Below are 21,733 nucleotides of genomic sequence, written 5' to 3'. Positions count from 1 at the left end.
AATTTACATTGTTTAAACAAAACACCTCTTGCTACAAAAGAGAATTTATTTTTTCCCTCCTAACATTAAAAGTTCATTTACAACAACCTCAGAAATAAATCTTTTATTCCCTTCTTTATCATCATAACTCCTGTTTGTCAACTTGCCTTCTATTGCTATTTCATCACCTTTCTGAACATAATTTTCTACCACATTGGTAAGCTTACTCCAAACGACTAAATTATGCCACTGTGTATCTTCCACCTTATCCCCATTAGCATTCGTGTATTTTTCATTTGTTGCCATGGTTAACTTCACTAACTTTTTACCAGATTCTAAATTAATTACTTCTGGTGCGTTTCCTACATGTCCGATTAACTGTACTTTGTTTCTTAAATTACTCATAACGTTTCGTTTTAATTACATCAAAAATCATTAGTTCTTTTCGACATTGCAAAGTAAACCCACATTGAAATGGCTAATTGGTTCGAAAACGGTTACTTTCGTATGTAATCAATTGTAGTCGTTTACATTCAATTAAAACACAACGCAAAAAAAAGCCTGACACTCAAAAGCATCAGGCTTATTTATACGTTATCTATGTTCTACTCGGCAGCGTCTTCTGACGCTTTATTCGCTTCATAATACTCTTGTAACAAGTTCATCGTACCCGTTAACAAATCTTTTGTTTCTAGCAATAGCCCGAAATATAAGGTAGTATTTTTTGGACTCGACTCTTCAGTACGCGTTCTTTCAATTTGACTTTGAATTTTATCGGACAAAATATCAAAAGCCGTTTTGTCATTTAAAATATCAGCAATTTTATCGAAAGATCTCTCTTCAAAAGCATCTTGTGTTGCATTAAACACAACTAACAAAGCAGCCTCTACTTCTTTCAATTCTTTTATCTGACTTAATTTTAATTTTTTATGATTGTTATTTACGTGTTTATTTGTTGCACGTACTATAAATTCTAAAGACTGTGTTATATCTTGTAAATAAGACAACAAGTTGATATAAAAACTACTTGCTGTAACACTAGACTCATCTAAATTTTTAATAAAATAAAAAATATTATCTCTTAGCTCATCAATCTCATTCGATAATTTTTCTATGGTTTTCTTATTCTTTTTAAGCAATAGTAAATCTTGCTTTGCTAATCCTTTTACAGAAGCTCCATAAATTTTACCACCACGTTTTACAACAGAAGCAATTGTAGCAGCACTTTCTTGAATCACCCCTTGAACCGAAGTACTCTCTGCTTTATTCAATACATCGTCTACTTTTTCTTCTTGAGCTTTTTTTCTATGTATTAAAAAGTTTCTCAACAATAATCCTATGGCTAAAACAAGCAACAAAGGAAACATTACCTTGAGATTCAAGTTCAACAAAAACGCTACTAAAGCGGCAGCAGTAAATGCACTAAAGGCAGTAAAAAACCATCCTCCAATTACATTAATTACCCCAGCAACTCTATACACTGCACTTTCCGCTCCCCAGGCTCTATCTGCCAACGAAGTACCCATTGCCACCATAAAAGTTACATAGGTTGTAGATAGCGGTAATTTATAAGAGGTTGCTATGGAAATTAAAACAGCTGCAACCATTAAATTCACCGCAGCTCTCACCATATCAAAAGCAGGTAATTCATGCACCTTTTCCTTTGATAATGCGATTACAGGAGGTGTAAACTGCTTTTCAATTTTTGTTGACCAAGATTTTGGAGTTACCATTGAAAACCCTTCTGAAATAGCCATGGCTGCTCTTACAATTCCTCTTGATAAAAAGTTTGGTTGAAAACGTTCCTTTGTAGCACCTTGACTTGATAAATCTAAAGACGTTTGTACCACATTCTTCGCTTTGCTTGAAAACCATAAGGTAATTACCATGATCAAACCAGCAAGCACTAATAATAAATTATTTGTTGGTACTTTCTTCGCTAAAATATTCATACTAAATTCTTGTGCCGCCATTCCCGACTCAGACCAAGCTTCATAAGAATTCCAAGCTGCAATTGGAACTCCAATAAAATTCACCAAATCATTTCCTGAAAAGGCCAATGCTAAAGCAAAAGTACCTACCACAATCACTAATCTGTAAATATTGGTTTTTACAAAATTGATCAATACAAACGAAATAGCAGACCAAACAATAAAGCTTACCCAAATAATCCCTAAAACTTCATTCTCTAAGAATTCTTTCATAGTTCTACCTCCAAGAATCTCAAAAGATTCCTTGGCATATGAAGTTCCTTTCAAACCCTTCATAAAAATAAAATAGGTAATCGCTGTCAAAGCAAAGCCTCCAAACAAAGCACCTACCCAATTGGCTTTTGCTTCAAACTTGTATGATAATAATAAACGAGTAATCCATTGTACCAAAGCACCAATTGAAAAAGCGACTAGTACAGATAATATAATTCCGAATATAATTTTAGTAGCTGTTTCAGTATTTATATAAGTAATCAAATCTGAAATCTGCTCTGTACCTCCGTCAGTATTAAATATTTTCAACAAAGCCATAGCAACTGCGGCACCAAGCAATTCAAAAACAATGGAAACCGTGGTGGATGTAGGCATACCAATGGTATTGAAAAAATCTAGCAACAGAATATCAGTAATCATCACAGCCATAAAAATGATCATGATTTCATTAAAATAAAACTCTCCCGGATTGAATATACCTTTACGAGCAACTTCCATCATTCCGCTAGAGAAAACTGCCCCAACCAGAACACCAACACTGGCTACAATCATAATTGTTTTAAAACTAATAGCCTTAGAGCCAATTGCAGAATTTAAAAAATTAACCGCATCATTACTAACTCCTACTACTAAATCTGCAATTGCCAAAAGAGCAAGTGCAACAATCATTAGCATATAAATATTATCCATAATTTAATTTTAAAATCTAAATACCTCATTTTAAAGGTCGACAAATATCCTAATAAATGAAGGTTCGAACGTTACCGAATTGTTATATCTAATTTTAGAACCTTCATTTCCGATGTCAAAAATAGATTTTTAAATTGATACAAATTCAGATATAACAAAAAAAAAGGCTACCATAATGGTAGCCTTTTTTAATAATTCTATAAAAGATTATTCGTTTCCGATGATCTTTGCATCAGCACCGTGAATCTGTACATTAGAAAAAGCACCTTCGTCTTTGAAGTCAATCTCTAAATCATGACCCTCTAAATACAAGTTCGTAATAGTAGCTCCAGATTCCTTTTTAAATTGCAAAGCAGTACCTCCAGTTTCTGATATCGCAGTTACATTCGTAAAAGTAGGATTTGCATTATCTTTATCTCCTTCAAACACTGTTGAGAACCCTTGTACATCATGGAATATATATACATTTTCGATTCCACCATCCCAAGCTTCAGTCCAGTCAACTGCATCATCAAGATTATTTTTCAAATAAACATTTGTAGCCTCAACTGAACCTCCGTAAAACTCAACACCATCATCTCCACCATTTGTAACAGAGATATTGTTAATTGTTGTTCCTGAACCGACAGCACAGAAAGAAATTCCATTTGTTTGAGACTCAGCATCAATTTGAGCTCCTGAACCTTTTAACACTAAGTACGAAATTGATCCTGAATTGTCAGCAGCATCTGTTCCTCCATATAAATAATTTCCTACTTCAAACTCTACATCAACACCTGCAGAAGTAATTCCATTTCCACAAATGATCAAACCACCCCAATCAGCAGCCTCTGCATTAACAGAAGATAAAATCACTGGCTCAGCAGCAGTACCGTTTACAACAATCTTACCACCTTTTTGTATTACAATATTGGTTTCAAAAGCAGAAACTCCTTGACCTGGGATTGCAACAATCTCAGTCCCTGCCTCAATAGTTAATGTAGCACCATCAGCAACAACATATGTTCCTGTTAATTCATAATCACCATTTAAAGTTACATCAGAAGTTATTGTTCCAACAAGTTTATTTGTACTTGAAGTAATTGTTAAAGAAGCATCTTTCCAAGTCCAACCTGAAACATCTAATGCAGTACCAATAGTGTAATCCAATTTACCTTTATAAAGAATATCAGCAGGTGGATCAACTACTTCTCCATCATCATCAGTACAGCTTGCAAAAATTGATAATGCTGCGATAAAAGTTACTTTTAAAATTGAGTTTTTCATTTTTATTAAAATTTAATTAATTGTTTCGATTATTTTTCTTCGGCAAAGAAAGCACATTTACTTCATCGGTATATTACGATAGTGTTAATGAATTATCACCAATAAGTGAAGTGTACAGCAATACTAGTAACATAGATTTAACAAACAAAAAAGGGATAACAACTAAGTCACCCCTTTATCATATAAAATTAAAAATCTCTCTTAAAAAGCATACTTTACAGAAAAACTAACGGTGGCACCTTTTCTATAACTACTCACAACGTAATTCGTTTCAACACCTCTAGAATTTACAACCTTTTGTGTTTGTTTAATTTCTGCATCTAATAAGTTTTTACCAACCAATTTTAGAGACAAATTTTCTGAAAGTTTTTTACTTAAAACCATATCCAAAGTCCAGAATCCAATTTCAACGATTTCATCGTTATAGTTTTCTAAACTATTTTCAAAATCTTCCGGAGAACCAAGATAAGCCAATTTATCTGAAGCATAATTTACCGCAACAGTAGAAATAAATTCCTTTTCTTCAATCGTACTAAAACTAAAAGCAGAATTGAAAATTAAATCTGACGCCCCTTGTAGTTTAGATTCTGTTCTTCCTTTAAACTGAAACTCTGGCAATAAATCTTGGTTAGTCGTCATAGCTGTCACATTAAATGTAGCATCTAATTTTGATTTTTCTACTTCAAAAACATTCATTTTCCCTTCAACTTCAATCCCTAATACATCTGCTTGATTTCCTGAATTAGAATACGTAAAATATCCTGAAGACCCTCTTTTTAATGTTCTATTAATTGGGTTTAAAATTTGTTTATAAAAACTTGTAACAGATATCAACTCACCAGCATCTGGAAAGAACTCCCATTTTAAATCTAAATTATAATTATCCGATTTTTGTAATTCTGGATTACCTGTTGTTACACGACCCGTTGGGGCAACATAGTTAAATGGTGCCAACTCCTTAAATTCAGGTAAAGTAATAGTTTTACTTGCTGCAAAACGAATTGCATGCTCCTCAGCAACCTCATATTTTAAATTCACACTTGGTAAAAAGTTTTTGTACTCATTTGACAAATCTCCAATTCTAGGAACATTTGTAACAGGGTTTTGATAATTCTTTACATCCCAATCAACATCAATATTATCAACCTCGTATCGCAATCCAATATTTCCACTTATTTTATTTTTAGAAAAAGTTACATCCGCATAACCCCCAATAGAATTTAAATCACCATTGTACAAGTCAGGTCGTTGCTCAACTAAGTCGAAAATTCCATCTTCAAAGTTCTTTAAAACAAAAGCGTCCGATAAATTATCTACAGAACTTACTGTATATCCACGATTCGCAGTTGTCAAAGCAGCTGCAACAAACAATGAGTTAAATTTTCTTTGTTTATTTCTATAATTCAAACCAACATTTAACTTCAAAATATCATCTGAAAGATCATCATTAAAAGTAATTTGATCCTCTAGAAAACCACTTATTTCAGAATCCTCGATATATTGTTCTGTTTTCCTTTGATCAAACCCACCAACGTTAATTATCTCAACATCCGTTCCTGGAGTTAAAATATTTACCTCATTTCTAATTCTATTTGGCTCTTTGGCATCTACTAAGTTAAATCCTGTACCCCAAATCAACTTATTTGCATCTGTCAAATGATGTTTCCCTAACAATTGATTCACCAAAATAGTAGTTTGTTTCAAGTTCTGATCTCTAACAAAAGCACCCTTATCTTCTTGATCCGGAGGAGTAATTCCTGAAGGAGGTCTTTGATCACGAACCTCACCTAAACCATTTCTACCTTGCTCAAACAAGTCATCTCTTGTTTTGTTGATATAAAGTAAATTATAGCTTATACTGTTCCCATTTCCAAAATTATAATTTAGATTAAGTAATCCAGTTGTATTCACTTTAACACTATAAACCTCTGTATCAGAAAATGAATTATTCAACGTGTTATTTCTAAAACTTTTAAATGATCCCGTTAAATAATCAAATTTTGAAGAATGAGATAACGACGCGAACATAGAAAGAGTATTATCTCCAACATCAAACCTCTTTCCTCCAGAAAAAGCAACCCCGTAATTAGCAAACACATTTTTCTTATGTGAATCCCATCCTTGATTTTCAGAAATAATATTCTCTTGAATACTTCTCTTTTTCTTGTAATAACCAAAAGTCATGTCCTGATTATTCTCAGAAACCCTAAAATCACGACCTACAACATTAGTTGATATACCTGTTCCTAACTCAACTTCAAACTCATCTTTAGAATACTTCTTAGAAGAAACATCTACACTTCCTGAAGCTTGATCCCCTGAACCGTTAGCTGAATATGTTTTACTAATACCAACATTTTCAATTATGCTAGTAGAAAACAAGTTCAAATCAATATTTTTATTTTCAATATCATCAGACGGTACTGGCAACCTATTTAAAGTTGTTGACAAATATCTATCACCTAAACCACGAATAAAAATCGCAGAAGAACTTTCACTTTTTGTAACTCCCGCTATTTTTGTAGTAGCACCAGCCGCGTCAGAAACACCAACCTTTGATAAAGTTGTTGCACCAATACTTTCTTTTATAACAACCGCTTTTTTCTGTTCAACCAACAAAGCAGTAGCAGATTCTTTTGAAACAGAAGCCTTTACAATAACTTCATCCATTAAAACTCCCTCACTAGCTCCTACTGCTTGGTTTACTGTATAATTCATACCTGCCTCTACAGTTATAGTTTGTTCTGCAGGAGAGTACCCAACAAAACTAAAAACGATTACATGCTCTCCTTCTTCTAAAGACAACGTGTAATTTCCATCAAAATCGGTTGTAGTACCAATTGTTGTTCCTTTTACAAATACATTTGCAAAGGGAAGCGACTCATTATTCATCTCCTTGTCTGTCACCTTTCCTGTTACCGTTGCACGTTCCTGAGCACCAACCGATAAACTAAACACTAGTACGAATAAAACTAATAAATTTCTCATTATATTTATATCTTGTTTTGAGCTGCAAAAGTCCATATAAAGAGTGAGCAAGAAGTTACCAATAGTTTACTGTTATGTGAACTTAATGTTAAGATTAAACAAAAAAGTTAAAAGATTGTAAAGTAAATCACAGCATCCTTTATATTGATTAGCTTTGTTCCACAAGAAAATTGATTCTTTATGAAAACAAATGATATAAAAATACTTCTAGTAGACGATGAGCCAGACATTTTAGAAATTGTAGGTTACAATTTAAAAAACGAAGGTTATACGATTCACACAGCAAATAACGGTTTAAAAGCTATTGAAAAAGCAATCAAGCATAAACCGCATTTAATTCTATTAGATATCATGATGCCAGAGATGGATGGAATAGAAGCTTGTGAAAAAATAAGAAACACAGAAGGATTAGAAAACACTATTATTTCATTTTTAACAGCTCGTGGAGAAGACTACTCTCAAGTAGCTGGTTTTGACGCCGGTGCAGATGATTACATCACAAAACCTGTAAAACCAAAAATTTTAGTTAGTAAAGTAAAATCTTTATTAAGACGTGTAAAAGAAAGTTCTGCTGAAACTGATCAAACAACACTTGGTGATATCACTATTGATAGAGAAGCATATTTGGTTATTAAAAATGGCGAAAAAATTGTTTTGCCTAGAAAAGAATTTGAATTGTTCTCACTTTTAACCTCTAAACCAGACAAAGTATTCAAAAGAGAAACTATATTAGATAGGGTTTGGGGTAATGAAGTTGTTGTAGGAGGAAGAACAATCGACGTACATATCAGAAAACTTAGAGAAAAGTTAGGAGATAACCTATTCAAAACCGTTAAGGGTGTGGGTTACAAATTTGTATTGAATGAAAATTAAAAAAACATACGCATTTGCATTTATAACTTCCGTTCTGTTTACTTTGTTAACAGTCGGGGGTTTTTCTTTTTTATTATATTTTAAATATGATATTATTGACATAAAATCTATGTTATACGGAACAGCAATTGTTTTTGCTGTTTTATTTATTATCCTTCAAAAAAGGGTGGAGCAGTTTATCTATAAAAGAGTTCTAAAAATTTATGAAGATGTCTCACTACTAGACCTCAACAATTTTAACAAAACCAGTGTTACACCAGATATCGAGTCGTTGTCTAAAGAAATGCAAAAATTTGCGGAAGACAAACAGTTAGAAATAGAATCTTTAAACGAACGTGAAACCTACAGAAGAGAGTTTCTTGGAAATGTATCCCACGAGTTAAAAACCCCTCTTTTTACAGTTCAAGGTTATATTTTAACCCTAATGGAAGGAGCTGCTGACGACAAAAAAATTAGAGAACGCTATCTAGAAAGAGCCAATATTGGAGTAGAAAGACTTGCGGCGATCGTGAAAGATTTAGACATGATTTCTAAACTAGAAAGCAACGATTTAAACCTTACCATACAACCTTTTAACTGCTTGGAAATGATTCAAAACGTATTTGAGTTATTTGACATGAAAGTTAAAAAGAAAAACATGACGTTGAGATTTGACAAATTATATGAATTCCCAATATTTGTTATGGGAGATGCCGCAAAAATTGAGCAAGTTCTAATCAACCTTATAGAAAACTCCATAAAGTATGGAAAAATAGGCGGAATTATTATGGTGAGCGTCGTGTCTTCAGGAAAGAACAAAATTGCCATTAAAGTCAAAGACAACGGAGAAGGAATCAAAAAAGAAAATATTCACCGAATTTTTGAACGCTTTTACAGAGTTGACAAAAGTAGATCCAGAGATCAAGGTGGTTCTGGTTTAGGATTATCAATTGTAAAACACATCATTGAAGCTCACAAACAAACCATTACCCTAGAAAGTGAATATGGAGAAGGGTCTGAATTTAAATTCACATTGGAAAGAGCTTAAACACGTTTAAATAACACTAACAATTCAGGTTTCAAATCAATTTTATAATCCACCTGAAATCCTGAATAATCTTTTACTTTTAAAATATCAGCCATACTAAATTGCTCTTGTTGACAAAACGGAGCAATTTTTTTTTGCTTCAAATATTCAGCTAAATATTGCTGCTCTGACTGCCCAGGAGTAGGAATAAAAAATGCTTTTTTACGCAATTTAGCTACATCCATAATGGTACTATATCCAGATCTAGCAACAATCAAATCCGACGCATTTATAGCATCTTGCAACAGACTGGTAGTTAAAAAATTTACAACATCAATCCCTGAAACCACCTCTCTTATTATTTTATCTTGTACAATTCCTCTCACCAAAAGAACGCTACCTTCAAAACCGGCAAACTCCTTAAAAAAAATAGACTCTAAAACGCTTCTTTGCGGCTCCGGACCAGAAATCAACAATACTACATCATATTGTTTTTCCTTTTTTTCATAGCTTAGCCTACTTAAATTTCCCAAATACTTCAAAGGTATGTCAATCCCATTTGTATGTGACAAACCTCCCGACAAAGCATTCAGACCAACTGTATCCGGAATCCAACATGCTTTAAATTTTGATATAATTTTTTGATGAATTATAGAAGTAAAGAAAGTAGTTAAACCTGAAAAAACCTGAAGTTGATGGGTGATATACACAGAAGGTATTCGTTTACTGATAACACCAAATCTATTATCAGAGATAACCCCGATGAAAGAAGTATCTAATATTTTATCGACTACGGCCCTCTCTTCTTTTACTGCTTTCATTATTGAAAAGACAGAAAACAACAAGCTCCATTTGGTCCAAAAACCATATTTAGAGTACTTAATATTATAAGAAGGCAGCTCAATGGTTTCTACTTCGGGAAACTCTTCTTTCAACAAAGAAAGTGCCATGCCATCGCTTGCGATAACGGGAGTGCAATTCTGCTCAATTAAAAAATGAATGATTGGAATACAGCGCGAAGCATGTCCTAAGCCCCAATTTAATGGGGCTATTAGAACTTTATTTTTACCTGTCTCGCTATCGGAGACATGGAAAGGTAATTTAATTGTAGTCATTAGTATAGAGTAAGATATAACTTAACATCTATAAAATGAAATTTATAAGTTTTTTAAATCGAATCCGATATCTTTTCGGTAATTCATATCTTCAAAACTTACTTTAGCGATACTTTTATAAGATTTCTCAAGAGCTTCCTCCATTGAATCACCTAAAGAAGTAAACGCCATTACGCGCCCTCCATTGGTCTCAATTTTATCACCATTGATTTTTGTACCTGCATGAAAAACAGTAGTTCCTTCAACAGCATCCAATCCTGTAATCACCTTTCCTTTTTCATAAGCTTCTGGATACCCTCCAGCAACAGTCATAACCGTTGTCGCAGTTTTTGAAGTAAGTTCAAAAGATTTTTGATCTAAAGTTTGTGTTGCAACACCCTCAAACAAATCTAACAAATCAGATTCGATACGCGGGATAACAACTTCTGTTTCTGGATCGCCCATTCTAACATTATATTCAATTACAAAAGGATTCCCATCAATATTCATCAAACCAATAAAGATAAATCCTCTATAATCAATACCATCTTTTTGCAACCCTTCAACCGTTGGAATTACAACTCTTTCTTCCACTTTTGAAAGAAAATCTTGATCAGCAAAAGGCACTGGAGAGATTGCTCCCATTCCCCCTGTATTTAAACCTGTATCTCCTTCTCCAATTCTTTTATAATCTTTTGCAGAAGGCAACACTTTATAGCTCTTACCATCAGTCAATACAAAAACTGACAATTCAATACCATCTAAAAACTCTTCAATAACAACCTTAGAAGATGCTTCTCCAAATTTATTGTTTGTTAACATATCTGCAAGTTCAGCTTTCGCTTCCTCCAATGTTTCTAAAATCAAAACACCTTTTCCTGCAGCCAATCCATCAGCTTTCAAAACGTAAGGAGCTTTTAAGGTCTCTAAAAAAGCTTGCCCCTCAGCTAACGTTTCTTTTGTAAAAGCATCATAACCTGCAGTAGGAACATTATGACGTTTCATAAATTTTTTCGAAAACTCTTTACTACCCTCTAATTCTGCTCCATCCTTTTTTGGACCTACAACTGGAATAGATTTTAGATCAGCATCCTGCAAGAAAAAATCATGCACACCAGCAACTAAAGGAGCTTCTGGGCCAACAATTACCATTTCAATATTGTTATTTAACACAGCTGCCTTTACTGCAGTAAAATCAACAGGATCAATATCTAGGTTTGTTGCGCAATTCGCCGTACCAGCATTTCCTGGAGCAACGAAAAGATTTGATAATTTTTCACTTTGTGAAAGTTTCAATGCAAACGCATGCTCTCTTCCACCAGAGCCTAAAATAAGAATATTCATGGTGTAATTATTTATTTTCCTTTTCCTTTGATCACGACAATTATCGTGTAAAGAATAATTTTAATATCAGTTAGCAAAGATACGTTATCTATATAAACTAAATCATATCTTGCTCTTAATTTCATTTGATCAATACTGTCCGCATAGCCATATCTAATTTGACCTAACGAGGTAATTCCAGGTCTCAGTTTTTGCAGTTCTTTATACCTAGGAATATGTGATATAATAGTATCTAAAAAAAATTGTCTCTCAGGTCTTGGACCAACAATACTCATTTCACCCATCAACACATTAAAAAACTGAGGAAACTCATCTATTCTATATTTCCTTAAAAATCGTCCAAAATGTGTTATTCTAAAACTTTCTTCATCTGATAGCAAAGGATCATTAACCGGAGGAACCCCTTTCATACTTCTAAATTTATAGATCTTAAAAAGTTTTCCGTTCATCCCAACTCTTTCTTGACGATAAAAAGGTCTTTCTCCTGTGGTTACAAAAATAATTATTGCCACAACAGGAACCAACCATATCAATATCGTTAGGATTACAATGAATGAAAAAATAATATCACCTCCTCTTTTGAGCATCTTTTTCTTTTTTGTAAAAAATTAATTTTCAGCAATTTTTTCATGAAACTTTTCCGCTAGCTTTTTCATTTTAGAAGCTAACTTTTCTTGAGTCCATTCTTTCCCATCTAAATATAAAAACATCGCAATATATTTGTCCTCAACCCCCTCAGAAAACTCAAACTTATTAAACCTATACACCTCTCTAAGAATCCTTTTTACACGGTTCCTATCCACCGCACTATGAATACGTTTTTTAGGGATAGAAATCCCTAATTGAATAGGAAACTCTCCTTGATGCTCCTTTTTTAAAAACACCATTCTTAAGGGATAAGAAGACACAGAAACTCCTTCAATAAACAATTGTTCAATTGCTTTTTTGCTTTTCAATTTGTCTTGTTTTCCGTAGGTAAATTTCATTCCGACAAAAATAGAAATAATAGTTGGAATGATAAGAAAGGAATTGAAAATCTAATTCTTATAGCTTTTCAAATATTTTTTTAAAATAAATATCGTACTGATGCCGAAAAATTTCTGCCCGGAGCACTAATTCCTGAAGCGAACTCTTTATAATGTCGATCAAAAATATTTGTTGTTCTAAACTGTAATTCTAAATCTCTAGACACCTCATAGAAAACCGAAAAATTAAACAACTCCCAACTTGGCGTTCCCGCATATTTATTTATTTCAGAATCCGCATTTTCATTAATTATAGGAGTTTGATCTATGTTATCTATCCCTTCATCAATATTATAATCACCCGGCTTTTTAGCTCCATTGAATTCATACTCAACATCAAAATCAAACTTCTTTATTTTGTAAGTAACACCCAAATTCCCAAACAACGGAGGAATTGAAGACATATTTTCTCTTGTGTCATATGTTTTTCCTTTGGTATAATTTACACCTCCCCTTATCAGCCAATGCTCATTAAACTCACCTCTAAAATTAACTGCGCCTCCATAAATGTAGGCTTTCCCTCTATTTACATTCGCAAAAACTTTGGCCATTTCTCCATCGTATTCAATTTCAGAATCCCCTTCTTCTTGAGTATTGATATCGTATGGAGCTCTTATGATATAGTTATTCAGGAAAGTATAATAAATATTTGCACCAACACTAAAGAGCCTATTATTAAAAAATTGCAAAACACCTATTTCAGAATTATAGGCAAACTCTGGCTTCAGAACAACATTTGGCACAGTAACATTACCTGCTTTTTCTCTAATCTTCCCTACATCATCTACATTTGGAGACCTAAACCCAGAAGACAAAACAGCACTAAACTTCGTGTTTCTTGTCGGCTTATACACGTGACCTAAAGTAGCGGTTAATGCTGCATTTTTCAGAGAAATATCAGAGTCTGGCAGCGTAATAAATGAATCATCAATCCATTTTGCATTTAACTGTGTACCTGTAAATCTCAAACCTGTATTTAAGGTATTCTTATTATTTAAATCTTGTCGATATTCTGCATAAACTGCTTGGGTAGAATAATCTGAACCACCATCGGGATACCTTGATTGCACGTTATAATTACTTGCAATCCCTGTAATTAGATTCGTATTTGGATCAATTATCAAATTATCTCCTTTCGATTTACTATGAACTTTATTATACACTAATTCAAATCCATATGAAAATATCCTATCTTTTCTTGCCGTAAGGCCCACAGAAAAATCTCCATTAATACTGAATACATCAACATTTTCGTTTCTATAAGACCTTTGGTCAATCTCACTAAATTTTCTTTGAATTCTTGATTCTGAAATATCCTGATAAGCCGCCGTAATAGTTCCACTATCAATCCAACTATTGATTTCAGACAACAGAACCTGACTTGAAATCATAAATCTCTTTTGAGGTCCGTATGACCATTCTGCGAATTTTAAACTCCCAGAATCCGTATATTCTGTAAGCCTATCAAACCTTGGAATATTTGATGACTCAGAATACTGAACGTTAAACAACAATTCTAAATCATTAGAAATAGGAATAAATATTTTCTGAAGTACATCTAACTGAGAAAAACCCGTATTTTTTTGCAAAGTAGGATCCTCATTAATCACCGAATTTGAATTTGCGATAGTCTTTGAATTATTTGAATACTCAAAAACCTTACCCCAATCTTCATAGCCATGTTTTCTATTCTTCCCCATTTTTAAATCTCCAAATTTGCTATAGGAAACACTGGTATAAGATGCCCACTTTTGAAAACTCAATTCAGTACCTAAACTTGTAGTTATTTCATTATTCACAGAACTATATCTAGAAAAAATCGAAGATTCTACATCGTTAAACTCAGAGGTTTTTAAGGATTTTGTATAATAATGTATCACACCTCCCAAAGCATCAGAACCATACATAACCGCTGAGGGCCCAAATAATACCTCAACCCTGTCTAAGATAGAAGGCGAAACTGTGATACCATTTTGTAAATGCCCCTTACGATAAATAGCATTGTTCATTCTAACCCCATCTACAACCAATAAGACTCGATTGGCTTCCATCCCTCTAAGTACAGGACTCCCTCCACCAAATTGGGATTTTTGCACCTTAATACTTGGTATTTTAGCTAATAAATCTGCAGAAGACTGTGGTGCAATATTTTTAATATCCCTAGAACTAACCACTTCTATTTGTTCGGCAATTCTATTCTTCTTTTGTTTACTTCTTGTTACAGAAACGACAACCTCTTTTAAAGCCTCCGTCAATCGATCTAAAATGATCTCATCGGTTTTCTTAAAATTTGATTTTGATACTTTTTCTTTTAGGTACAAATGATGATAAAAAAACAAATCTACCCCTTCTTGAAAAATGGAAACATCAACTTGCCCATTCTTATCAGAATACAAAACAATTGATTTATCCTTATTTGAAACCGAAACCCCTTTGATTGGCAATGCAGAGTCACTACCCAAAACAGTCAAACTTTGAGAAGTTAACTGAGCGGAACTCAAAAACAAAAGAACAAGAACAAAAATTCTATTCATTACACAAACAAGTTTTTCAAAACTTCTATAGATTTAGGTCTCCTAAAATTAACTAAATGCAATTCGTAATATTTCAACAAAACGTCCAATAAGGCCTGTCTAGAACTTACATTGAAGGATAACATATGTGCCTTATCAAATTTTATGCCTAAAACTTGCCTGAACAAGTCTAAATCCTCTCCAACCAAAGAAGGTCCTAAAAAGGCCTGATTTGTAAAAACTCCATCCATTAAATTAAAAGAAGTAGCATCGATAAATGTTTCATCAGGATAAAAGCCTAAATAACGAGTAAGGTTCATCAAGAAAACCAAATGAAAATTAGATACTTTATCGTGAATATCCAACCAATTTATCGAAGTCTCTATAAACGTGTACAGATCGGCATTCTGTTCCTCTTCTTTTACTACATTATACAGCATTTCAGAAATAAAAAATACGATAGATTGCTTTACAAAATCAGAATGAAGGCTTGAATAATTATGGTAAACTGTTGCATCTTTGATAGAGTTTAACGTCCCCTTGTTAGAGTGACTTGCAACTAGGTCTAATTGTGTCAATGGCAGAAAGTAAGCAGGTCTTAATTTTCCTTTTTTTGACTTCAACAAACCTCTGAGCATATAGCTTTTCATCCCAGATTGAAGCGTAAAACAATGCACGATTAAACCTGTATCCCCATATTTTAAGGAAGCCAAAACGATTGCTTTTGTTTGTACTTGCATTAATTTACAATCGCAATTTTTGTAGAAGAAGTTTGCTGTCCTTCTACATTGTAAAGCAACACAATATAAACGCCTGAAGCCACTTTAGACCCTGCTAGATTTCTTTTATCCCATACAAATTTCCCTCCATATTCAGATTGCTCTGATACTGCGTTTGTTTCGAAAACCAAATTCCCAGCAACATCTAATATTTTTATATTGGTTCCTTCAGGTAAATTCTCTCCTTTTCCAACAATTGTCACTTTACTATGGTTTTTTAATACAGGATTTGGATAAGCATACACCTCTGTCAATTCAGAACCATACCCTACTACTCCTGCCGTGTAGGAAACTATTCCATTTTCAGTACCAAAATAAACCTCACCAGCTTCATCATCTATTCCAATTGACAATACGTTATTTGAAGGCAATGGCGAATTATCCGTATTAAAACCTCTTAATGTATTTTTTCCTGTAGCATCCGTTTGCAAAACCCCTCCTGAACCAGTTGCAAACCATACATTTCCGGCTCCGTCTACTTTGATATCATTTATCAAAAGCCCATCTAATAATTTAGAGGCACCATCCGCCGCATCAATAATAACGGGCTCCGGATACACAACTTCATTCTCAAATACATTATCTACATCAGAAAACAAGACAACACCAGACCCTGTACCTATCCAAACATTATCATCTAACCCAACACCAACACATCTAACATTATCATTAGGAATACCCTGTACCTCTCCAACAAAAGATACGCGTTTATCTTTAATTTCATTATAGACATAAACACCTGTCTGACGAGAAGAAATCCAAATATTATCAAATCGATCAATATCAATACTTGAAAAATTTAAATACTCATTAACCGGACTATGACTAGTCCAAACACCATCAGTTGATAGCTTTTTCAAAATTCCAGTCCCATCATTAACCAACGAGTTTACAATCCAAAAATTCCCATTAGAATCAAACGAAGAACCATAAACTCTTGTTGTTGTATAATTTGGTGGGTTACCTAGCGTAACATTAGTCAATCCACTATTCAATCCCTCATTCGTATTCACTGCATTCCAAAAATCAAAATATGTATCATCCTTTAAAACTAACACGCCCCCCGCCTCATTCGTATCAACAACACCTGTGCCTTTCGATGCCCATGAACTAACGTATACCAAGTCTTTATCATTTGGATCGACCGTAACATGCAATAACCCTGCCGCTTTATCTACACCTGTTTCAACTCCATATGGAACCTCAACCCAACTGGATCCATTAAAATGACTGATGCCTTGACGAGTATTCAACGGAGCAAAAGAACCAGCAATTCCACCATAAACCGCCCAAACTTGATTATTCTCAACCGTTATTGAAAATAACTTATTAGAAATAGGCCCATCAGGAGAAATTTCCTCATAATCATTAATTAAAGAAAATGAGCTAGAAAGCACCCCGTTTTCTTGACTTCCAATATAGACATCACTGTTATGCAAAATCAAAGAGGTAAAATTATAAGTTACAGCATCAGAAGATGTCACTAAATTTAAATCAACATCATAAATAAAAGATTGTTTACTTGTAGCAAGAGCTATGTTTACATCTGTATGAGCGACATCAATGATATCAGAACCCAAAGTATTTTTGGCCACTAACGAATTATCAACTAAAACTTCATAAAGTATCTTTCCCTTTGTTACGAATATCTTGTCATTAAAATTAGTTAGATTAGAAAAAGCTCCGTCCGAAAATTTCAACCAATTCTTAGAATCATTTAAATTATCCTCAAGATTGGCAATATAGATTCCGTCTAGTGAAGTTGCATAAATCTTATTATCAACTACTAAAACATCGGTTACATTAACGGAAGTAGAATTTTCACCAATAAAATAGGTGTCTCCAAACTCTAAACCCAACAAATCGTATACTACAATACCGAACTCTAAAGCTAACAACAAAGTGTTGTTATAACTTACAATTCCATTTACTCGTTTTTCTAAAGAGATATCGGAAATCTCAATGTCAACAATTTTTTTAACGCCTCCATCATTAGAAATCAACTCTAACAGTCCGCTCTCGTAACCTATTGCAAGTACATCATTGGCATCATCATAATTAATTGCAGAAGTATTCTGACCTGATAATCCATTTACTGAGGATATTTTGTCTAATTCATCGGTACCAAATTCATAGGTAAAAACAGCGTTTTCAGTCAAAGCATAGATAGAAGTAGCACTTTTATCCAAAGCCAACACCTGGTTATAAGAAAACAAATCTTTCCACTCAGAAGAATAATCCACCTGAGCATTAGATAAAACGACAGAAAACAATGCAACTAGCCAACAAACAACTCTCATACTTCTAGATAATTAAAAATAATTATGATAATTTAAAATCTCTTTCTTTTCCTAATTTACATAAGATTTGTCAAAGATAACACTAACTAAATGATTTTATATATATTTACCCTTAGACTTAACAAAATTCGACGAAATGCCCATTGAAATTGAACGTAAATTCCTAGTAAAAAGCAAAACTTTTATAACAGATTCATTTCAAAAAAAATATATCAAACAAGGTTTTTTAAATACCGATAAGAAAAGAACTGTCCGAGTTCGCATCAGTGATGACAAAGGGTATATTACAATTAAGGGAATCACAAATAGCACGGGTATGAGCCGCTTTGAATGGGAAAAACAAATCACTAAAGAAGAGGCTAGTAAATTATTAATGTTATGTGAAGAACCCCCTATCGAAAAACACAGGTATTTAATTAGAAATGAAGACTACATTTTTGAAGTTGACGTGTTTTCAGGTGTTAACAAAGGCCTTATCATTGCAGAGATCGAATTAACCTCTGAAAAAGATAAATTTGACAAACCTGAATGGCTAGGAAAAGAAGTTACCGGAGAAACTAAATATTATAATTCTATGCTAAGCAAAACCCCTTACAATAAATGGTAAAAAAAGCTTAGGCCCACAAATTAATGTGAGCCTAAGGAATAAATAAATCCTACCCCTAAGATTTATATTATAAATATTTTACTGTAATTTACTTTTTATTTTCTTATCGACAAAACATTTTCACCAAAAAACACTAGTAAAAACGTAACTATCTAACTTTTAGACTGCAAATATACACAAAGCTTACATTTTATCATTTAAATTTTATTTTTTTTTGGGTTATTAAAACGAATTGTAACATACTAACAATAAACGGGATTAATTATTAGTTTAAAGGAAATACAATCGTAACCCTTGTCCCTGAATCTGTGTTTGACAAAATATTACATGTTGAAATATGAACCGAATTCTTCGGGTGCATCAATTTTATTCGTTTTTCAGTCGCATAAGAACCAAAAAACTTTCTTTTTGAAGAAACTCTGTTTTGCTCCTTAACGGCACTATTAATACCAATACCATTATCCTCAACAAGTATTACTAGATCTAGACTTTCCTTTCTAATTTTTATAACAATTTTCTTCTCGCCTACTTTACTTGCTAAACCATGCCAAATTGAATTTTCTATAAAGGGCTGTAAAAAAAGAGGTGGCACCATAATTTCATGTAAATTCAATTCTTCATCTATTTCTTTAACATACTCGAAACCTCCTTGCAATCTAGTTTTCTCCAAGGAAACATACATCTCCAACACCTCCAACTCTTCTGCCAAAGAAATCTCTATACTTTCTGAATTTTTTAAAATTTTTCGAACCAACTTTGAAAAAGAAGTAATATAATCAGAAGCTTCCTCTTTTTCGTTTTTTAGAATAAAATTATTTATTGAGTTCAGGGAATTAAATAAAAAATGCGGGTTCATTTGACTTTGTAACGCCGTCATTTTTAACTCTGCTGCCTCCTTTTGTTTCAACGCATACTGCACTTTTAAATTGGACTTTTTTTCTAAGATTTGCTTGAATATTTTACCCATTATATTTGTAAACACAAGTGCTTCAATCATTACACCGATATACACAAATAAAAGAGGATCAAAATTAATTGTATCCAAACGATTTCTAAAAGCAATATTAAAATAAGATCCAATATTGGCTAACAACAAAAATGAGGCGGACCCAAAAATAAAAAAATGAACACTTCTTTCTTTTATTTTGGAAATAACAAAATAAGTTCGCACAACAAAAAGACTCAAGCAACTTGAGAAGAAAAATACCTCAACAGAAAGAACATCCTTCCCAAAGAAATAATACACAATGGGAAAACTAATGGAAAAAAATAAAACTGCGTATTTTTTAATAATAAAATAACGATCCCAATCAGGAATCGTATACCTACTAGACAACAATACTCTTTCGAACTCGGCATAGAAAACAAAGCCAATAAAGAACACTGAAAACTCAAAATACTCGTAAAAAGAATCCCAGGCTCCAGACACAACTGGCTTGAGAAAAAAGACGAACATGCAAAACAAATAAAGACTATAATTTAAAAAAAGTCTTTTCTTATTCTGAAAATAAAGTCCAAAATTAATTAGAAAAAGCAACAGAATCGCACCTCTAATCCATGAAAAGAACTCAGAATTTAAATCATTAAACATTCAATTGAAGCTTTTCTATCAATTCGCTTTTTTTATTTCTACTTACACTTGCGGTAAGTTCATTTGTCAAAATCAATTCACCTCCATCTCTTTTCAAATATTCTTTAACATGATCTAAATTTACCAAGTAAGAATTATGAACACGATAAAAGGAATTCATATAAAACTTTTTCTCTACCTCTTTTAGTGTTTTTGAAACCACTATTTTTTTATTTGTTACTAGATAAATTGTAGTATAACTTTTATCTGATTGTAACATTACTACATCTTGCGCTTCTAAAAAATAAATTTTCCCATCTGCAGATATATTAATTTTAGGTGTTGAGGGTTTCATTGAATACAGCATAGCATCAACTTTCATTGCTAAACTATCTCGGTATACATTATTCCTCGCCTTTTCAACAGCCGCAATTAACTCCGCTTTATCAATAGGTTTCAATAAATATGCTATTGCATTTTCTTTTATTGCCTGTAAAGCAAACTCATCGAAAGCTGTTGTAAATATCAACTCAAAATTTCTGGCAGGTAATTTTTCAAGAAAACTAAATCCATTCATTTCTGGCATCTGAATATCTAAAAAAACAATATGCGGATTAATTTCTGAAATCAATCCAACGGCTTTTTTTGCACTGGAACAAGTAGTAATTGATATATTAGATACATACGTTTTAAGCTTCCATTCTAAAACTTCCAACGCATCTGGCTCATCATCAACAATTAAAATCTTTAACATTTTTTTCAATTTTTAAATACGAAAATACGGAATATTTCAAAATATCTCTATCAAAAAACACATCTATATAACCATGTTAATATTCTCACAGAATATAAAAATAAATTCCGAGAAAATGGAACAGACTTCCGAACAGAACAAACCCATGAAAAACAGCATGATTATAGGGCACTTTTTTAAACGAGAAAAACAAAGCTCCGATAGAATAAGAAACGCCTCCATAAACAAAAAGCATTAACCCAAGTGAATCAAATTTTTCTACTAAAGGTTTAATTGCAAAGACAACCATCCATCCCATAGCAATATAAGTTCCGATAGAAATCAATTTAAAACGACCAATGAAATACACTTTAAATAAAACCCCTAAAAGTGCTAGTACCCACGACAAACCAAAAATAATCCAACCTATTCTACCCTGCAGCACCACTAAAGCTATGGGAGCATAAGTTCCTGCTATTAAAATATATATTGCGGAATGATCGAAAATATTTAAATAGTATCTAATTTTCCTTTCATATGTAGCATGGTATAAAGTAGAAGCGGAATACAGTAGAATCAAACTCAAACCATATATCACAACACTTAAAACAACAATTGGATTCTGTGAATAGGATGCTTTTATTACTAAAAAAGGAAATGCAATGATGCTTAATGCAGCACCAAGACCATGAGAAATTATATTCAAGCGCTCCTCTAGTTTTGGATAATATGTCACCTCATATTTCATAAGAATCTTATTTA

The 21,733-nt window shown here is 32.9% G+C and carries 17 protein-coding genes; 3 read left to right on the top strand and 14 right to left on the bottom strand.

Annotation, left to right across the window (positions count from 1 at the left end):
* Positions 1 to 45: 45 nt before the first annotated feature.
* From AC2DZ0_RS11230 to AC2DZ0_RS11215, 4 genes are all read right to left on the bottom strand, one after another.
* Complete coding sequence (locus AC2DZ0_RS11230; protein WP_484490152.1) at positions 46 to 384, bottom strand: single-stranded DNA-binding protein; 339 nt, start codon at positions 382 to 384, stop codon at positions 46 to 48.
* 200 nt (positions 385 to 584) lie between these two features.
* Positions 585 to 2,873, bottom strand: coding sequence for an anion permease (locus AC2DZ0_RS11225; protein ID WP_484490151.1), 2,289 nt, complete (start codon positions 2,871 to 2,873; stop codon positions 585 to 587).
* Between the two features lie 207 nt (positions 2,874 to 3,080).
* Positions 3,081 to 4,139, bottom strand: coding sequence for a hypothetical protein (locus AC2DZ0_RS11220; protein ID WP_484641832.1), 1,059 nt, complete (start codon positions 4,137 to 4,139; stop codon positions 3,081 to 3,083).
* A gap of 201 nt (positions 4,140 to 4,340) precedes the next feature.
* Positions 4,341 to 7,127, bottom strand: a complete 2,787-nt coding sequence (locus AC2DZ0_RS11215; protein ID WP_484641831.1) for a TonB-dependent receptor — start codon at positions 7,125 to 7,127, stop codon at positions 4,341 to 4,343.
* Positions 7,128 to 7,307: 180 nt separating this feature from the next.
* On the opposite strand from AC2DZ0_RS11215, the gene AC2DZ0_RS11210 reads away from it, so the two are divergent.
* Both AC2DZ0_RS11210 and AC2DZ0_RS11205 read left to right on the top strand, forming a co-directional pair.
* Positions 7,308 to 8,000: a response regulator transcription factor gene (locus tag AC2DZ0_RS11210; RefSeq protein ID WP_484490148.1), complete on the top strand. Its 693-nt coding sequence runs from the start codon at positions 7,308 to 7,310 to the stop codon at positions 7,998 to 8,000.
* Complete coding sequence (locus AC2DZ0_RS11205) at positions 7,990 to 9,027, top strand: sensor histidine kinase (protein WP_484641830.1); 1,038 nt, start codon at positions 7,990 to 7,992, stop codon at positions 9,025 to 9,027. Before AC2DZ0_RS11210 ends, AC2DZ0_RS11205 begins: the two co-directional genes overlap by 11 nt.
* On the opposite strand, the gene AC2DZ0_RS11200 is transcribed toward AC2DZ0_RS11205, so the two are convergent.
* The 7 genes from AC2DZ0_RS11200 to porZ form a co-directional block, all read right to left on the bottom strand.
* Positions 9,024 to 10,121 (bottom strand): glycosyltransferase, encoded by a 1,098-nt coding sequence (locus AC2DZ0_RS11200; RefSeq protein ID WP_484641829.1) that lies wholly within the window; start codon positions 10,119 to 10,121, stop codon positions 9,024 to 9,026. The two genes, AC2DZ0_RS11205 and AC2DZ0_RS11200, sit on opposite strands and share 4 nt — an antisense overlap.
* A gap of 42 nt (positions 10,122 to 10,163) precedes the next feature.
* The gene (purD, locus tag AC2DZ0_RS11195; RefSeq protein WP_484490145.1) at positions 10,164 to 11,444 is read right to left on the bottom strand and encodes a phosphoribosylamine--glycine ligase; all 1,281 of its coding nucleotides are present in this window, start codon (positions 11,442 to 11,444) and stop codon (positions 10,164 to 10,166) included.
* Between the two features lie 11 nt (positions 11,445 to 11,455).
* On the bottom strand, positions 11,456 to 12,031 hold the full coding sequence (locus AC2DZ0_RS11190) for a sugar transferase (RefSeq protein WP_484641827.1): 576 nt from the start codon (positions 12,029 to 12,031) through the stop codon (positions 11,456 to 11,458).
* 21 nt (positions 12,032 to 12,052) lie between these two features.
* The gene (rnpA, locus tag AC2DZ0_RS11185) at positions 12,053 to 12,430 is read right to left on the bottom strand and encodes a ribonuclease P protein component (RefSeq protein WP_484641826.1); all 378 of its coding nucleotides are present in this window, start codon (positions 12,428 to 12,430) and stop codon (positions 12,053 to 12,055) included.
* A gap of 80 nt (positions 12,431 to 12,510) precedes the next feature.
* Positions 12,511 to 15,003 carry a TonB-dependent receptor plug domain-containing protein gene (locus AC2DZ0_RS11180; protein WP_484641825.1) on the bottom strand — a complete coding sequence of 831 codons (2,493 nt, stop codon included), beginning with the start codon at positions 15,001 to 15,003 and terminating at the stop codon, positions 12,511 to 12,513.
* Positions 15,003 to 15,722 (bottom strand): DNA repair protein RecO, encoded by a 720-nt coding sequence (gene recO / locus AC2DZ0_RS11175; protein WP_484641824.1) that lies wholly within the window; start codon positions 15,720 to 15,722, stop codon positions 15,003 to 15,005. Before recO ends, AC2DZ0_RS11180 begins: the two co-directional genes overlap by 1 nt.
* Positions 15,722 to 18,061, bottom strand: a complete 2,340-nt coding sequence (porZ, locus tag AC2DZ0_RS11170; protein WP_484641822.1) for a type IX secretion system anionic LPS delivery protein PorZ — start codon at positions 18,059 to 18,061, stop codon at positions 15,722 to 15,724. Before porZ ends, recO begins: the two co-directional genes overlap by 1 nt.
* Before the next feature lie 136 nt (positions 18,062 to 18,197).
* Between porZ and AC2DZ0_RS11165 the strand changes: the two genes are divergently transcribed.
* The gene (locus AC2DZ0_RS11165) at positions 18,198 to 18,668 is read left to right on the top strand and encodes a CYTH domain-containing protein (RefSeq protein WP_484641821.1); all 471 of its coding nucleotides are present in this window, start codon (positions 18,198 to 18,200) and stop codon (positions 18,666 to 18,668) included.
* Between the two features lie 265 nt (positions 18,669 to 18,933).
* Here AC2DZ0_RS11165 and AC2DZ0_RS11160 read toward each other — a convergent pair whose 3' ends face one another.
* The 3 genes from AC2DZ0_RS11160 to trhA all read right to left on the bottom strand — a co-directional run bounded on the left by AC2DZ0_RS11160 (position 18,934) and on the right by trhA (position 21,719).
* The gene (locus tag AC2DZ0_RS11160; RefSeq protein WP_484641820.1) at positions 18,934 to 20,259 is read right to left on the bottom strand and encodes a sensor histidine kinase; all 1,326 of its coding nucleotides are present in this window, start codon (positions 20,257 to 20,259) and stop codon (positions 18,934 to 18,936) included.
* Positions 20,252 to 20,992, bottom strand: a complete 741-nt coding sequence (locus AC2DZ0_RS11155) for a LytR/AlgR family response regulator transcription factor (protein WP_484490137.1) — start codon at positions 20,990 to 20,992, stop codon at positions 20,252 to 20,254. The genes AC2DZ0_RS11160 and AC2DZ0_RS11155 overlap by 8 nt, the downstream gene beginning before the upstream one ends.
* Before the next feature lie 85 nt (positions 20,993 to 21,077).
* Positions 21,078 to 21,719 carry a PAQR family membrane homeostasis protein TrhA gene (gene trhA / locus AC2DZ0_RS11150; RefSeq protein WP_484641819.1) on the bottom strand — a complete coding sequence of 214 codons (642 nt, stop codon included), beginning with the start codon at positions 21,717 to 21,719 and terminating at the stop codon, positions 21,078 to 21,080.
* Positions 21,720 to 21,733 lie beyond the last annotated feature (14 nt).

The sequence above is a fragment of the Flavicella sp. IMCC45668 genome (genome assembly GCF_057219105.1).
This window is presented reverse-complemented; position numbering and strand designations above follow the sequence as displayed.